General features: G+C 65.6%; 10 protein-coding genes. 7 read left to right on the forward strand and 3 right to left on the reverse strand.

Annotated features, from left to right (window positions below; genetic code table 11):
* Positions 1-10: 10 nt before the first annotated feature.
* Complete coding sequence (locus R2669_RS14745; protein ID WP_027678864.1) at positions 11-358, reverse strand: GFA family protein; 348 nt, start codon at positions 356-358, stop codon at positions 11-13.
* 217 nt (positions 359-575) lie between these two features.
* On the opposite strand from R2669_RS14745, the gene R2669_RS14750 reads away from it, so the two are divergent.
* The 7 genes from R2669_RS14750 (at position 576) to R2669_RS14780 (ending at position 13,701) form a co-directional block, all read left to right on the forward strand.
* Positions 576-1,061, forward strand: coding sequence for a cupin domain-containing protein (locus R2669_RS14750; protein WP_316900834.1), 486 nt, complete (start codon positions 576-578; stop codon positions 1,059-1,061).
* A 94-nt stretch (positions 1,062-1,155) separates the two neighbouring features.
* Positions 1,156-2,250, forward strand: a complete 1,095-nt coding sequence (gene hemE, locus R2669_RS14755; protein WP_316900835.1) for a uroporphyrinogen decarboxylase — start codon at positions 1,156-1,158, stop codon at positions 2,248-2,250.
* Between the two features lie 590 nt (positions 2,251-2,840).
* Positions 2,841-5,138, forward strand: a complete 2,298-nt coding sequence (locus R2669_RS14760) for a primosomal protein N' (RefSeq protein WP_316900836.1) — start codon at positions 2,841-2,843, stop codon at positions 5,136-5,138.
* A 745-nt stretch (positions 5,139-5,883) separates the two neighbouring features.
* Positions 5,884-9,876, forward strand: coding sequence for a trifunctional transcriptional regulator/proline dehydrogenase/L-glutamate gamma-semialdehyde dehydrogenase (gene putA, locus R2669_RS14765; RefSeq protein ID WP_316900838.1), 3,993 nt, complete (start codon positions 5,884-5,886; stop codon positions 9,874-9,876).
* Positions 9,877-10,006: 130 nt separating this feature from the next.
* Positions 10,007-11,140 carry a branched-chain amino acid ABC transporter substrate-binding protein gene (locus tag R2669_RS14770; RefSeq protein WP_147219242.1) on the forward strand — a complete coding sequence of 378 codons (1,134 nt, stop codon included), beginning with the start codon at positions 10,007-10,009 and terminating at the stop codon, positions 11,138-11,140.
* 198 nt (positions 11,141-11,338) lie between these two features.
* Complete coding sequence (locus R2669_RS14775; protein ID WP_316889169.1) at positions 11,339-12,562, forward strand: cation:proton antiporter; 1,224 nt, start codon at positions 11,339-11,341, stop codon at positions 12,560-12,562.
* Between the two features lie 5 nt (positions 12,563-12,567).
* Positions 12,568-13,701, forward strand: a complete 1,134-nt coding sequence (locus R2669_RS14780; RefSeq protein WP_316900840.1) for a YbdK family carboxylate-amine ligase — start codon at positions 12,568-12,570, stop codon at positions 13,699-13,701.
* Between the two features lie 19 nt (positions 13,702-13,720).
* Here the strand turns inward: R2669_RS14780 and R2669_RS14785 are convergent, their stop codons facing one another.
* Both R2669_RS14785 and R2669_RS14790 read right to left on the reverse strand, forming a co-directional pair.
* Positions 13,721-14,236 (reverse strand): GNAT family N-acetyltransferase, encoded by a 516-nt coding sequence (locus R2669_RS14785; protein ID WP_316900841.1) that lies wholly within the window; start codon positions 14,234-14,236, stop codon positions 13,721-13,723.
* Between the two features lie 14 nt (positions 14,237-14,250).
* Complete coding sequence (locus tag R2669_RS14790) at positions 14,251-16,305, reverse strand: OPT family oligopeptide transporter (protein ID WP_316889174.1); 2,055 nt, start codon at positions 16,303-16,305, stop codon at positions 14,251-14,253.
* Positions 16,306-16,496: the final 191 nt, after the last annotated feature.

Consider the following 16,496-nt stretch of genomic DNA (forward strand, 5'->3'; position numbering starts at 1 on the left):
CGCCGCGCTGCTACATCGACCGCCCGTCGAAGTGGGTGACCGGCACGCTGGCCAAATCGATGTCTTCCAGACAGCGCACGTTGACGGCAATCATCGGCGTGCCGTCGGGCATGACGCCCTCGGCATACGGATGGATGCCGCAGGTGGGGCAGAAGCGGTGCTTGATGACGTGCTTGCGGAAGAGGTAGGTGCTTGCGTTGTCTTCCGGCGTCAGCAGCCGCACCTTGTCACGCGCCACGAACCACAGCAGCGAGCCCTTGCGCTGGCAGATCGAGCAGTTGCACGCCATCGCGTTTTCGGGGTGCCCATCAACTTCGAATGCGACGTTGCCGCAGTGGCAGCTTCCTTTATGCGTCATGCCGGTCTCCTCTGATGTCGTTTTGTGGTGGGCTTGGCGCCGTCCACTATAGGCGAGCCGGTTTGGGAGCGGCGCCCGGTTTCTCGGGAATCGCCCTAGGTCTACGCGGCCGCATGCCGATGCGACAATCGCCGCGAGCGCGCCAGACGAACGCGCCAACCAACGCGCCACGGACCGCCGCGCATTGACGGCGACCGCGTCATGAGGAGGAGCCATCATGCATCGCCAGCGTCCTGTTGCTGTGATTCGAGCGGTGTCCGCTGCCGCCCTCTTTGCCGGCGGTGTCGGCGCGTTTGCGCAAGTGCCAGAACCGGCGGCGGCATCGGCTCCGGCCTCGGCACCGCCGCTTGCGGCGCAGATCGTCAACATGGGCGGCATGACGCCTGACGAGATCGGCCCCGTCATCGCCGAGATGGGTACGCTGCGCACCAAGACGCTGGTCACGGCGGCCAACGGCACGGTGGGCGTCCAGGTCGGTACCGTCGTCAAGCACACGCATACGTACGCCGACGAAATCCAGTACGTGATGTCGGGCACGGCCACCGTCTGGCTCGACAACGCGCCGCGAGAGGTCCGGGCGGGCGATCTGGTCGTGATTCCGCGCGGCGTGGTGCACGGAACGCTGACGACCAGCCCGGATTTCAAGTCGATGGCGATCAAGCTGCCGCCGCAGCGCGCGGGCGATACGCACAAGGTGCCGTGATATTTGTGCCGTGATTGGCGACGGGTTGGCCTGGGTCAGGGAAGGATAAAAACACCATCCCTTACAATGGCGCCCTCCTCAAGAGTCCATCGCCATGTCCGCCCCGCTCGCCAACGACACCTTCCTGCGCGCCCTGCGCCGCCAGCCGACCGACTACACCCCGCTGTGGCTGATGCGCCAGGCGGGCCGCTATCTGCCGGAGTACAACGCCACGCGTGCGCGGGCCGGCAGCTTCCTCGGCCTGGCCAAGTCGCCTGCGTACGCGACGGAAGTGACGCTGCAGCCGCTGGACCGCTACCCGTTGGACGCGGCAATCCTGTTTTCCGACATCCTGACCGTGCCCGACGCCATGGGCCTGGGGCTGTCGTTCGCGCAAGGCGAGGGGCCGCGCTTTGCCAAGCCGGTGCGCACGGAAGCCGATGTGGCGGCGCTGTCGGTGCCGGACATGTCGTCGCTGCAATACGTGTTTGACGCCGTGGCGGAAATCCGCCGCGCGCTCGTCCAGGACGGCCGCCAGCGCGTGCCGCTCATCGGCTTCTCGGGCAGCCCATGGACGCTCGCCTGCTACATGGTCGAAGGCGGCGGTTCGGACGACTTCCGCACCGTCAAGTCGATGCTCTACGCGCGCCCGGACCTGATGCACCGCATCCTGGAGATCAACGCGCAGGCCGTGATCGACTATCTGAACGCGCAGATCGATGCAGGCGCACAGGCTGTGCAGGTGTTCGATACCTGGGGCGGAGCGCTGGCCGATGGCATCTACCAGGAGTTTTCGCTGGCCTACATGGCCCGCGTGGTGAAGGGTATTCGCGCCGGGGCTGACGGCCAGCGCGTGCCGGTCATCCTGTTCACCAAGGGCGGCGGCCTGTGGCTCGAAGGCATGGCCGAGACCGGTGCCGACGCGCTGGGTGTGGACTGGACCGTCAACCTGCAGCGCGCTCGCCAGCGAACGGCGGGCCGCGTCGCCTTGCAGGGCAACCTGGACCCGACGGTGTTGTTTGCAGAACCTGATGCAATCCGCGCCCAAGCGCGCCGCGTGCTTGAGGACTACGCAGCCGGCGGCGACAGCGATGGCCACATCTTCAACCTGGGCCACGGCATCTCGCAGTTCACGCCACCCGAAGCCGTGTCGGTGCTCGTGGATGAGGTGCACAGCTTCAGCCGCGCGCTGCGGTGGAAAGCGAAGTAACACGATCAAGATCAATGTTGCGGTGCGATAGCGTTTGAATTGGGCCGCAGCAGTGCGTGAAGTCGGGGGCACGGGTGGAATCTTCGCCGCTTTGGTGCAGTAGGGGTGAGTGACTACTCGCGTGCGGCTGGCCCCATCTGGCCCAAACGGGGTGTCAAGCGATTTATTTCGCGCTTTCTGGTGCGTAAGCCGCCTGTCAAGACTTGACTTATGCACAAAGCTGTCGCGGCTGGTTCTTTCCGCGGCGCAACAGGGAAGGCTGTGTGCACGGAACGCATAAGTGTTTGATTTTCCTGAAAGAAAGCCGCGTGCGCGTAAATCGTGCAAGCTAGAAAAACGGCGGATCCATTGGCCTTCGCAGGCGCGGCGGGCGACTTTTCAACAAAGTTATCCACAGGCTGTGTGGATAGCCCGGAAAACGGCCGCCGATCAGGGCGCCAAGGCATAAACCTCAAGTACTACTTGAACATTTCACCGACCGCGGCAATGGCTGTGAAGGCAAGGTGAGATGGGCAAGACGCATTTCGCAGGTGCAGGATGCGCCGCTGCATCGCAACAAACTCTTTGCAATTCAACCGTTTGCGCCAAGCATGACCACCGCCCTCGTCGACGCCGCGTTTTCTGATGCCAAGGTGTCGGCTGCCATTGCGCGTGTGGTGATCGATACACCGCTCGATGCCGTGTTCGATTACCGGTGCGGGCAACCCGTGCTGGCTGGGCAACTGGTGGTGGTGCCGTTCGGCAACCGGCGCGTGGTGGCGTTGGTGGTCGAAACTGCCGCAACCACCGAGGTCCCGCAGGAAAAGCTGCGCGATGTGGAGCGGGTGCTGGACTGGGTGCCCCCGCTCGACGCCGCATGGCGAGCGCTCGCCGAATTTGCTGCCGGTTACTACCACCGTGCGCTCGGTGAGGTGACATTGCCGGCGCTGCCGCCGTTGTGGCGCACGCCGGGCAGCTGGGACAACCTCGCCCGGCAGGCCAACGAAACCGTCTACGTGATGTTTGAGCCGGCGCGGGCCGCGTTGCTGGACAGCATTCCGAAACGTGCGTCCGGCGCCATGCGCCTGGCCGAAGCACTGATCGGCGACGGCGAGCTGTCCACCAGCGCCGCCGTCGAGCTGCACGGGCAGGCCGTCGCCAAGCTGCGGGACTGGACGACCGTCGGCTGGCTGCGTGCAGAACTGCGGCCGAAGGCGCTGCTGCCGCAACCGCTCGAACTGCCGGCGCCTTCCGTGGCGCCCGCCCTGAACGACGAACAGGCCGCCGCCGTGGCGGCCATTGCCCAGGCTGGGGCGGCCGGCACATTCAGCCCGTTCCTGCTGTATGGCGTGACCGGCAGCGGCAAGACCGAGGTCTACCTGCACGCCATCGCCGACGCGCTGGCGCGCGACCCCGCCGCGCAGGTCCTGATGCTGGTGCCCGAGATCAACCTGACGCCGCAGCTGGAGGCGCGCATTGCGGCGCGTTTTCCCGGTGTGCCCATGGCAGCGCTGCACAGCGGTCTGGCCGAACAACCGCGCGCGCTGAACTGGCTGGCCGCGCATCGCGGTGAAGCGCGCATCGTGCTCGGCACGCGGCTGGCGATGCTGGCGTCGCTGCCCAACCTCGCGCTCATCCTCGTCGACGAGGAGCACGACACGTCGTACAAACAGCAGGAGGGCCTGCGCTATTCGGCACGCGATCTGGCGCTATGGCGTGCCAAGCAGCGCAACATCCCCGTGGTGCTGGGCTCCGCCACACCGTCGCTGGAAACCTGGTGGCGCGCCGAGCAGACGGCCACCACGCGTCTGACGCTCTCGCAGCGCGCCCAGGCCGAAGCGGTGCTGCCGCGCGTGTCGCTCATCGACCTGAACCTGGAGCGCCGCGCCGGGCGTCAGATTCGTGATGGGCTGTCCAAACCGCTCGTCGATGCGATTGCCGATCGCCTGGCGCGCGGCGAACAAAGCCTGCTGTTCCTCAACCGCCGCGGCTACGCGCCTGTGCTGTCCTGCGACGCGTGCGGCTGGCTCTCAGGCTGTCCGCGCTGCTCGGCGTACCTGGTGCTGCACAAGCCCGAGCGGCGCCTACGCTGTCACCACTGCGGGTACGAATCGCGCATTCCGCATCACTGCCCAGACTGCGGCAACGTCGACATCGCCCCGCTCGGGCGCGGCACCCAGCGCATTGAAGAAACGCTCGGCGAGCTGTTTCCGCAGGCCCGCGTCGCCCGCATCGACGCCGATTCCACCCGCCGCAAGGGCAGCGCCGAAGCGCTGTTCGACACCGTGCACGAAGGCAGCGTCGACATCCTGATCGGCACGCAGATGGTCGCCAAGGGGCACGACTTCCAGCGCGTAACGCTGGTGGGCGTGGTCGCGCCCGATTCCTCGCTGTTCTCGCACGACTTCCGCGCGGGGGAGCATCTCTTTGCCTCGCTGATGCAGGTGGCGGGCCGCGCGGGCCGGGCGGGCTTGGCCGGCGAGGTGCTGATTCAGACGCGGTATCCCGACGCACCGGCGCTGCAGGCGCTGGTTCGGCACGACTACGACGGTTTTGCGCGCCAGCTGCTGCGAGAGCGCAAACAGGCCGGGCTGCCGCCGTTTGCCTATCAGGCGTTGTTGACCGCAGAGCACAAGGAAGTCGCACGCGCGCTGGAGTTTTTGGGCGCCGCGCGTTCGGCTGGTGAAGCCTTGGCCGCTGAATTGGGCGCGCCGGTGTTTTTGCATGATCCGGTGCCGATGACGATGGTGCGCCTGGCCAACCGCGAGCGGGCGCAGTTGCTGGTGGAATCGGGTTCTCGCGGGGCGTTGCAGAAGCTTTTGACGGCCTGGACTGAGGGGTTTGCGGGGATTGGCAAGACTGTGAAGGGGGTGCGGTGGCAGTTGGAGATTGATCCTTTGAGGATTTGAGGATTTGAGGGCTTGGACTTGGACTTGAGGACTTGAGGGCTGGTGGTCCATCCCCCTTTCGTTCCCTGCCGGGACCGACTTACTTTTCTTTGTCTTGCCAAAGAAAAGTAAGCAAAAGAAAGGCGCGCCCGAGATGGCGACCCATTCCTTGGATTTGTGTCGCGGGAAGGGAGGGGAGGCAAACTCGCTTCGCTCAAACAGGCCTCCCCTCTTTATCCTTCCCGCAACAAAAATCCAAGGCGCCATCAAGGGCTTAACGTCAAAAGAAAAAGGCCAACCCATCGCGCGGTTGGCCTTGTCGTTTGGGTCTGCGCTTAGATGGTTTGGCCTTTGACTTTCCTGCCCTAGATGGCGCCTTGAATTTCTGTAAGCGGGCGGAAAAAAGAAGGAGGCCTGTTTGAGCGCAGCGAGTTTGCCTCCTTCTCCGCACGGTTACAGAAATTCAAGGAGTCTTTCGCCATCTCGGGCGCGCATTTCTTTGCTTACTTTCTTTGGGCAAGACCAAAGAAAGTGAGTCAGCCCCGGCAGGGGATGAAACAAGGGATGCACCAAAAGCAAAAAACCCCACCCCCCAAAGCAATAAAGTCGCCCCAAAAGCCCCCAACCACCCCAGCGGTTGCACCCCAATCTACCCATTTCGAACCAAGGGGTTTCACTAGGTTGCACCTTCGGGATCGCCAGGCGTATGATCCGCCCAATTTGCCGGCCACAAGCCAGGCAATGGCAGCTCTGGATAGGAACCCACATGGCTACAACCACCCTCGGGGTCAAGCTGGACGATGCTTCGCGTGAACGCCTCAAGCGCGTTGCGCAGTCCATTGACCGCACGCCGCATTGGCTGATCAAGCAGGCGATCTTCACGTATCTGGACCAAGTGGAGCGGGGGCAGCTGCCAACTGATGCAAACGGCCCGGCGGCGGATGGCCTCCCGTCCGCCGCCGCTGCCGTCTCGGACGTGCACGAAGGTGACGAGCCCACGGTGCAACCGTTCCTCGAATTTGCGCAAAGCGTGCAACCGCAGTCGGTCCTGCGCGCCGCCGTCACCGCCGCCTACCGCCGGCCGGAAACCGAAGCCATTCCGATGCTGCTGGAGCAGGCTCGCCTGCCGGGTGCGCTCGCCTCGGAAGCCAAGCAGCTCGCACGGGACCTCGCGGGCAAGCTCCGCACGCAAAAGGTCGGCACCGGCCGCGAAGGCTTGGTGCAGGGCCTGATTCAAGAATTCTCGCTGTCGAGCCAGGAAGGCGTGGCGCTGATGTGCCTGGCCGAGGCGCTGCTGCGCATTCCCGACAAGGCCACGCGCGACGCGCTTATCCGCGACAAGATCAGCAACGGCAACTGGTATTCGCACGTCGGCCAGAGCCCGTCGCTGTTCGTGAACGCCGCCACCTGGGGCCTGCTGCTGACGGGCAAGCTGGTCGCCACGCATAACGAAGCCGGGCTGTCGAAGGCGCTCACGCGCATCATCGGCAAGAGCGGCGAACCGCTGATCCGCAAGGGCGTGGACATGGCGATGCGCCTGATGGGCGAGCAGTTCGTCACTGGCGAAACCATTTCCGAAGCGCTGGCCAACGCGCGCAAGTTCGAAGCCGAGGGCTTCCGCTATTCCTACGACATGCTCGGCGAGGCCGCGATGACGGAGGAAGACGCCCAGCGCTACCTCGCGTCGTACGAGCAGGCCATCCGCGCGATCGGGCAGGCTTCGGGCGGGCGCGGTATCTACGAAGGGCCGGGCATTTCGATCAAGCTGTCGGCGCTGCACCCGCGCTACAGCCGCGCGCAATACGACCGCACGATCAACGAGCTGTATCCGCGCGTGAAGGCGCTGGCGATGCTGGCGCGTGAATACGACATCGGCATCAACATCGATGCGGAAGAAGCCGACCGCCTGGAGCTGTCGCTCGATCTGCTGGAGCGCCTGTGCTTTGCGCCTGAGCTGGCCGGCTGGAACGGCATCGGCTTCGTGGTGCAGGGCTACCAGAAGCGCTGCCCGTTCGTGCTGGACTACATCATCGATCTGGCCCGCCGCAGCAAGCACCGCCTGATGATCCGCCTCGTGAAGGGCGCGTACTGGGACAGCGAGGTCAAGCGCGCCCAGGTTGACGGCCTGGAGGGCTATCCGGTCTACACGCGCAAGGTCTACACCGACGTGTCGTACCTGGCCTGCGCGCGCAAGCTGCTGGCCGCGCCGGAGGCGATCTTCCCGCAGTTCGCCACGCACAACGCGCACACGCTGGCGGCCATTTACCACATGGCCGGCCAGAACTATTACCCCGGCCAATACGAATTCCAGTGCCTGCACGGCATGGGCGAGCCGCTGTACGAGCAGGTCGTCGGCAACAAGCCGGGCAAGCTGAACCGCCCGTGCCGCATCTACGCGCCGGTCGGTACGCACGAAACGCTGCTGGCCTACCTCGTGCGCCGTTTGCTGGAAAACGGCGCCAACACCTCGTTCGTGAACCGCATTGCGGACGAGTCGATTCCTCTGGACGACCTCGTCGCCGATCCGGTGGCCGTGGTGGAAAAGATGCACGCCGATGAAGGGACGCTCGGCCTGCCGCATCCGAAGATTCCGCTGCCGCGCGACCTTTACGGTGACGTGCGCGCCAACTCGTCGGGCATCGACCTGGCGAACGAGCAGCGCCTGGCGTCGTTGTCGTCCGCCCTGCTTGCCGGCACCAGCACCGTCTGGACGGCCGAGCCGACCATCGGCGATGCGCCGTACGTGGGCGGTACGGCGCAGCCCGTGCGCAACCCGGCCGACCTGCGCGATGTGGTTGGCCACGTGACGGAAGCGACTGAAGCCGACGTCGATGCCGCACTGTCGGCCGCCGCTGCCGTCGCGCCGATCTGGCAAGCCACGCCGCCCGAGGCACGCGCCGCGCTGCTGGACCGCGCCGCCGACCTGATGGAAGGCGAGATGCAGCACCTGATGGGGCTGATCATCCGCGAGGCAGGCAAGACGCTGTCCAACGCCATCGCCGAAGTGCGCGAGGCTGTCGACTTCCTGCGCTATTACGCGGCGCAGGTGCGCGGCGGGTTCTCCAACGACACGCACCGCCCGCTGGGCCCCGTGGTCTGCATCAGCCCGTGGAACTTCCCGCTGGCGATCTTCACCGGCCAGGTCAGCGCCGCGCTGGCCGCCGGCAACCCGGTGCTGGCCAAGCCCGCCGAGCAGACCCCGCTGATCGCCGCCCAGGCCGTGCGCATCCTCCGCGAAGCCGGCGTGCCGGCCGGTGCCGTGCAACTGCTGCCGGGCCGCGGCGAGACCGTCGGCGCCGCGCTGGTGAAGGACACCCGCACCAAGGGCGTGATGTTCACCGGCTCGACCGAAGTTGCGCGCATCCTGCAGCGCACGCTGGCCGGTCGCCTGGATGCCAACGGTGCGCCCATCCCGCTGATTGCCGAGACCGGCGGCCAGAACGCGATGATTGTCGATTCGTCGGCGCTCGCCGAGCAGGTGGTGGCCGATGTGCTGTCGTCTGCGTTCGATTCGGCGGGGCAGCGTTGCTCGGCGCTGCGCGTGCTGTGCCTGCAGGACGACGTCGCCGACCGCGTGCTCACGATGCTCAAGGGCGGCATGGCCGAGCTGGCGATGGGCAATCCGGATCGCCTCGCCACCGATGTCGGCCCCGTGATCGACGCCGAAGCGCGCGACAACATCGTCGGCCACATCGAAGCGATGCGCGCCAAGGGCCGCCGCGTGCATCAGGCACCTGTGCCGGCCGCATGCGCGCACGGCACCTTCGTGCCGCCGACGGTGATCGAACTCGATAGCCTGTCGGACCTGACGCGTGAGATCTTCGGCCCCGTGCTGCACGTGGTGCGCTGGAAGCGCTCGGCCAAGGATTCGGATAGCACCGGCCTGACCAAGCTGATCGAACAGATCAACGGCACGGGCTACGGCCTGACGCTGGGCATCCACACGCGTATCGACGAAACCATCGCGCACGTGGTCGATCGCGCGCACGTCGGCAACCTGTATGTGAACCGCAATATCGTCGGTGCCGTGGTGGGCGTGCAGCCGTTCGGCGGCGAAGGCCTGTCGGGCACGGGCCCCAAGGCCGGCGGCCCGCTGTATCTGCTGCGTTTGCTGTCGACGTGCCCGCAGGACGCCATGCGCACCGCGCTGCAACTCACCGCAGGCGCCGGTACGGAAGTCGATACCGACGCGCGCCGTGCGCTGCTGGCACCGTTCGACGCGCTGACGGACTGGGCACGCAAGCAGTCGACGGCGCAGTCAGCCGATCTCGCGGCGCTGTGCGAGCGCCTGGCTGCGGCCTCGGCCACGGGCGCCACCGCCACGCTGCCCGGCCCGACCGGCGAGCGCAACACCTACACGCTGTTGCCGCGCGAAGCAGTGCTGTGCGTGGCGGCCGATCCGGCGGATTGGTTGCGCCAGCTGGCAGCCGTGCTGGCGGTCGGCAGCGTGGCCGTTGTGCAGGAAAACCCTGCCATCGAAGCGGTACTTCGGGGCTTGCCGGCGGCAGTACAATCGCGCGTCCGCGTGGTCGGGTCGACCGACGAAGCGGCGTTTGATGCGGTGCTGCATCACGGCGATTCGGATCATCTGCGCGCCATCTGCGAAGGACTGGCACGACGTGCCGGCCCGATCGTGGGGGTGCAAGGCCTGCCGCACGGCGGGGAAGGGCTGGCGCTGGAGCGCCTGCTGATCGAGCGTTCGTTGTCGGTCAATACGGCCGCCGCGGGTGGCAACGCCAGTCTGATGACCATCGGCTGACGGGGAGCACGAGCAGGATTCGCAGCACCATCCGCACGACGGGTACGGATGGCGCGCGAAGCGGGAGGAGGGCGACGGTGATCCCGTCGCGCTATTGATCCAAATTGCGTTTGAACTAGGAGACGCACAAATGAAATTGAAGCAACTGTGTCTGGCGGCAGCACTGTGCGCGCTTGGTAGCGCGGCATCGGCCCAGGAAGTCATCAAGCTGGGCTACGCCGGCCCGATGACCGGTCCTCAAGCCCAGTACGGCAAGGACATGCAGAACGGTCTGACGCTGGCTGTGGAAGAGTTCAACGCCACCAAGCCGAAGATCGCGGGCAAGGACGTCAAGTTCCAGCTGATCTCGGAAGACGACCAAGCTGACCCGAAGACCGGCACCACCGTCGCACAGAAGCTTGTGGACAGCGGCATCAAGGGCATGCTGGGCCATTTCAACTCCGGCACGACCATCCCGGCTTCGCGCATCTACAACAACGCCGGCATCGCAGAAATCGCGATGGCCACGGCACCGGAATACACCAAGCAAGGCTACAAGACGACGTTCCGCATGATGACCTCCGACACCCAGCAGGGCTCGGTGGTCGGCACGTACGCCGTCAAGAAGCTGGGCTACAAGAACATCGCCATCGTCGATGACCGCACGGCTTACGGCCAAGGTCTGGCAGACGAGTTCGAGAAGGCCGCCAAGGCTGCCGGCGCCACGATCGTGCGTCGTGAGTTCACCAACGACAAGGCCAGCGACTTCAAGTCGATCCTCACGCAGATCAAGGCCAAGAAGCCTGACGCCGTGTTCTACGGCGGCGCGGAAGGCCAGTCGGCTCCGCTGGTCAAGCAGATGCGCGAACTGGGCATGAAGTCCACGCTGATGTCGGGCGAAATGTCCAAGACCGACGACTTCATCAAGCTGGCCGGCGCGCAAGCCGCCGAAGGCGTGGTGTGCTCGCTGGCAGGTCTGCCGCTGGAGCAGATGCCGGGCGGCGCTGGCTACAAGGCCCGCTATGAGAAGCGCTTCGGCACGCCGGTGCAGACGTACTCGCCGTACGCCTACGACGGCGCGATGGCCCTGATGCAAGCCATGGTCAAGGCCGGTTCGTCGGACCCGAGCAAGTACCTGCCGATCCTGGCCGCGACCAACATGCAAGGCGTGACCGCCAAGCACTACGCCTACGACGACAAGGGCGACCTGAAGGACGGCGGCATCACCGTCTACAAGGTCACCGGCGGCAAGTGGACACCGCTGGAAAGCGTCGGCGGCAAGTAATCCGACCGGCTCTCAGCCATTCGCAGTATGGAAACCGCCCTCCGGGGCGGTTTTTCTTTGCCGGGAGCCGGCGACTCCAAACGCAGAGTTGTCGCCTTCTGCATCGAAAATCATCGATCTATTATTAAATATCGTGTAACGCGACTCTAACGCGTGTCAGTGCTTGGCTGACTTTCCCGGATGAGGGCTTCGGGTACCATGTCGGCCATGACAGGACTTCACGATCTCTTCCCTTCGTGGCCGCCCGCTCCTGGCGGCCTTTTCTGGATCGGGCTGGCGCTGGTCGGCGCTGCCCTCTGCGGCGAGTTCGCGCGGGCGGCGCTGAAGCTGCCGCGCATCGTCGGCTATGCGGCGGCGGGGTTGGTAGCCGGTGTGCTCGGCCGCCCGCTCATCGACGCCGACATGCTCGACCAGACCCACATCCTGATCGAGATGGCGCTGGCGTTGGCGCTGTTCGAACTGGGGCACCGGCTGTCGTTCGAATGGCTGCGTGCCAATCGTTGGCTGTTGCTCACCAGCGGCTTCGAAAGCCTGCTGACCTGGGGCCTGGTCACCTGGGTGCTGCAGCTGTTTGGCGTGGCGACGCCCGTGGCGGTGGCCGCAGGCGCCATCGCGGTGGCCACGTCTCCGACGGTGCTCCTGCAACTCAAGAACGAACTGCGTGCAGAAGGCCAGGTGACGGAGCGACTGCTCTCCCTGGGCGCACTCAACAGCATCTACGCCAGCGTGCTGGTGCCGCTGACCGCCGGCTGGCTGCATAGCGAATACGGCCATTGGGCGGCTGCGCTGATCCACCCGCTGTACCTGCTGGCAGGCTCCGTGCTTCTGGCCTGGGTGGTCGGCAAGGTGGGCCATGCGCTGTATCACCGCATGGCGGGTGACGATCACTACGCGTTCCTGGTGCTGGTGGGCCTGGTGCTGTTTGCGCTGGCGATGGCCAAGCTGCTGAAGCTGTCGGTGCCGCTGACGCTACTGCTGGCCGGCGTGGTGTTCAAGCATCAGGACGATCACCCGCGCGTGTGGCCGTCGCACTTCGGCAGCGCGGGCAGCATCCTGATTGTGGTGATGATCGTGTCGCTCGGTCTGCCGCTCAAGGCGTCGGACTGGGCGATTGGCGGCGTGGCGGCGGTGGCGCTGGTGCTGTCGCGCTTCATTGCCAAGCTGGCGGCCACCACGGCGCTCGGCTCGTTTTCGGGGCTGTCGATGCGGCAGAGCATTGCGCTCGGCCTGGCGCTCGGCCCCATGTCGGGATTGTCATGGTTGCTGATGCACGATACGGCGGCGCTGTATCCGCAGACCGGCGGGCCGCTGGCGGCCATCATCCTATGCACGCTGGCGATCCAGCAGATTGCTGCACCGATCCTGACCGCGCGTTCGCTGCGCTGGGCAGGTGAGGTGCGACAAGACGAAGGGAGGCACTGAGCCCCATGTCCCTCGAACCATTCTCGAAATCCGAAGCCCTCACGTTTGGCGTCGAGCTGGAACTGCAGCTCGTCAATCGCCATGACTATGATCTTGCCTCGGCGTCGCCAGACCTGCTGCGCATGCTCAAGGGCAAGGAATACCCCGGCGACATCAAGCCCGAGATCACCGATTCGATGATCGAGATCTCCACCGGCATCTGCCACAGCCACGATGAGGCGCTCTGGCAGCTGCGCGAAATGCGCGACCGCATGGCCGAGGCCGCCACGGCGCTGAACATCGGCATCTGCGGCGGCGGCACGCATCCGTTCCAGCAATGGAGCCAGCGCCAGATTTCGCAATCGCCGCGCTATCAGTACATCTCGGATCTGTACGGTTACCTCGCCAAGCAGTTCACGGTCTTCGGCCAGCACGTGCACCTGGGCTGCCCGAATCCTGACGATGCGCTGTACCTGCTGCACGCCATGTCGCGCTACGTGCCGCACTTCATTGCGCTGGCTGCGTCATCGCCGTTCGTGCAGGGCGTGGATACCGGGTTCGCTTCGGCGCGCATGAACTCCGTCAGCGCCTTCCCGCTGTCGGGCCGCGCGCCGTTCGTGCTGACGTGGGACGCCTTCATTGCGTACTTCGACAAGATGCACGCCACCGGCGTGATCGAAAGCATGAAGGACTTCTATTGGGACATCCGCCCCAAGCCCGAGTACGGCACGATCGAAGTCCGCGTGATGGACACCCCGCTGACCGTGGAGCGCGCCGCCGCCATCGCCGCCTATATCCAGGCGCTCGGCCGCTGGCTGCTGCTCGATCGCCCGTTCATGCCCGTTGAAGACGACTACCTCGTCTACACCTTCAACCGCTTCCAGGCCTGCCGCTTCGGGCTGGCCGGTGAATACGTCGACCCGGCCACGGGCAATCGCGGCGCGCTGGCCGATCACATCCTGGAGACGAGCAAGGTGCTGTCGGCACACGCCGAGGCGCTGTCGTCCGAAGGCGCGCTCGACATGGTCCGGGAGGTGGTGGAGGCGCGCGATGCGGATGCCGAGTGGATCCGCGCGGCGCAACGAGAAACCCGCAACCTGCACGAGACCGTGCGACGCGGTTGCGGGCGCTGGACGCAGGCGGCAACGCAGCCCGCCTGACGCATCGATCGAAGAACGGTCAGTCGTTGCGGACCGTTCCGGGCGCTTCCAGCCAGCGCTGCATGAACACAAGGTCGAGCCACTGGCCGTGCTTGATGGCGGCCTCGGGCATGCGGCCCACTTCCTTGAAGCCGAGCTTTTCGTGCAACCGGATCGAGCCTGCATTGGCGCCGTCGATGGCGCCCACCATGAGGTGTTTGCCCAGCGCAGCGGCACGCTCGCACAGCGCTTCAACCAGCAGGCTGCCCAGCCCCTTGCCGCGCCAGTCGCGGTGAATGTGCACCGAGTGCTCGACGGTGGTGCGAAAGCCAGGGTACGGCCGGAAATCCCCAAACGATGCAACGCCTGCGACTTGCCCGTCATCGTCGGCCACCAGCACCGGATACCCCTGCGTGGCACGCAAGGCCAGCCACGCGGTGCGGTCTTCCCGCGTAACCGGTGTTTCGGTGTAGATCGCATTGGAGTTGGCGATCACGTCGTTGTAGATGGCGAGGATGGCGGGCAGGTCAGCCTGCGTTGCGTCGCGGAGCAGCATGATGCGGGTTGGGGTCAGTGAGTCGGTCGCACCGCCAGAACGCGGCGCGCGAAGGCCCAGCATACCAAGGCGAACACGATCAGCCCAAGCCATTGCGCCGTGCCTTCAAATGACGCGCCCACGATCGCCAGCGGCGCGTCCTTGCCCGTGGCGCCAATCACCGCCGCCATCAATACGCCCACCAGGCTTTCGCCGACGATCAGGCCCGACGCCAGCAGCACGCCGTGGCGGTTCGGCACCTCGGCATAGCGCGCGTACGGCACGCCGGCCGCCTGTGCGCGCTTGGCAAGAATCTTCTCGATGACCCACGCCAGCACCGCGCCGGTGACGAGGACCGTGCTGATCGTCGGCGGCAGGTAGATGCCGATGCCGACCGCCAGCACTGGCAGCCGGGCAACACCGCCACGCTGCTTGAGCGCCCAGTCGACAGCGATCAGCAGCACGCCGATGACGACGCCCGCAATCACCATGTTCCATTCCAGCTGGTGCGTGAAGATGCCGGTGGCGATGGCCGTCATGAGCGTCGCCTGCGGGGCGGACAGCGCCTGCGCGGCGTCCATGCCGGCACGCGGCAGCGCACCCGGAAAGCCATACGCGTTGTACAGCAGCTCCAACACCGGCGAGATGACCGCCGCACCCGCCACGCAACCGATCAGCAGCGCCACCTGCTGGCGCCACGGCGTGGCCCCGACGAGCCAGCCGGTCTTCAGGTCTTGCAGGTTGTCATTCGAGATGGTCGCCACGGCCACCACGGCCGACGTTGTGAAGATCGCCAGCGCAATGCCCAGCTTGCTCGCTTCCGGTGAACCCACGATGCCGTTGTCCGCGCCGATGGCCAACAGCAGCAAAGACACCAACGTGATGGCGATGATGCCGATGCCCGAAATCGGGCTCGACGACGAGCCGATCAGCCCGGCCATGTAGCCGCACGCCGCCGCCACCAGAAAGCCGAACACCACCGCAAAGATCACAGCGCAGGTGATCAGCGTCCAGCGCGAGCCGGCCGACAGCATGGTCGGCGCCAGGAATGCGGCAAACGTGATCACCAGCACCACGACCATGGCCAGCGTCACCAGCAGAATCCAGCGCGGCGCCATGTCCTGCTCGGTGCGCAGCGCGCCATCGGCTTTCGGGCGCAGGCTGCCAAACGAGCGCTTCACGCCTTGCACCACCGGGCCGATCAGCGTGCCGAGCGTCCACACGGCCGCCACCGCAATCACGCCGGCGCCGATAAAGCGCACCTGCGTGCGCCAGATATCTGTGCCGAACGCAGAGAGCGCCTTGCCCGCCGGTATCGGCGTGATGGAGGTCAGATACGGCACGGCGATGCCCCAGGCGATCACCAGGCCCACCAGCATGGCCAGCCCGGCCACGATGCCAATCAGGTAGCCGGCGCCGAGCAGTGCCGTTGAAAAGCCCAGCGGCAAGCGCACCACTGCGGCACCGGCCGCAAACCACCAGCTCGCCCCTTCGCCCAACAGGCGCAGGCCGCTGGTAGCAAAGGCCACGATGGCCGCAACGATGCCGCCCGCTGCCAGATCGCGCATGCCGGTGGCGGCGGGCACCGCGTCGTCATCGGCCGCGTCTTCACCGTCCGCCGACTGGCCGCTGCCCACGCGCAGGATTTCTGCCGCCGCCACGCCTTCTGGATAAGGCAGGTCGCTCTGCACCACCATCGCGTGGCGCAGCGGGATCGTGAAGACCACGCCGAGCATGCCGCCCGCCATGCACACTCCAAACGTTTGCCAAAACGGGAAGCCTTGCCAGTGCCCGATCATCACCAGGCCGGGCAGGATAAAGATGATGGAAGACAGCGTCCCGGCCGCAGACGCCTGCGTCTGCACCATGTTGTTTTCGAGGATGTTCGTGCCGCCGAGCATGCGCAGCACCGCCATCGAAATGACCGCTGCCGGAATCGCCGAAGAGAAGGTCAGGCCGACCTTCAGGCCCAGATACACGTTTGAAGCGGTAAAGATCACGGTGATGATCGCGCCAAGGATCATGCCGCGTAGCGTCAGCTCCGGCAGGGTCGCCGCCGGAATGTGCTTGGGAGGATGGAGGGATTGCATCCTGCGGGTCTCCAAAGAGGGTTCTCGTGGCGCGGATTATAGGAGTGGATGGGGGCGGGGGCTTGTGCGTTTTTTTTTGATGTGTGCTCTAGATTTGTTGTTTGTGGTGCATCCCTTGTTTCATCCCCTGCCGGGGCTGACTCACTTTCTTTGGTCTTGCCCAAAGAAAGTAAGCAAAGAAATGCGCGCCC

The sequence above is a fragment of the Ralstonia edaphi genome, from assembly GCF_958350185.1.
Taxonomy (GTDB): Bacteria; Pseudomonadota; Gammaproteobacteria; order Burkholderiales; family Burkholderiaceae; genus Ralstonia; species Ralstonia edaphi.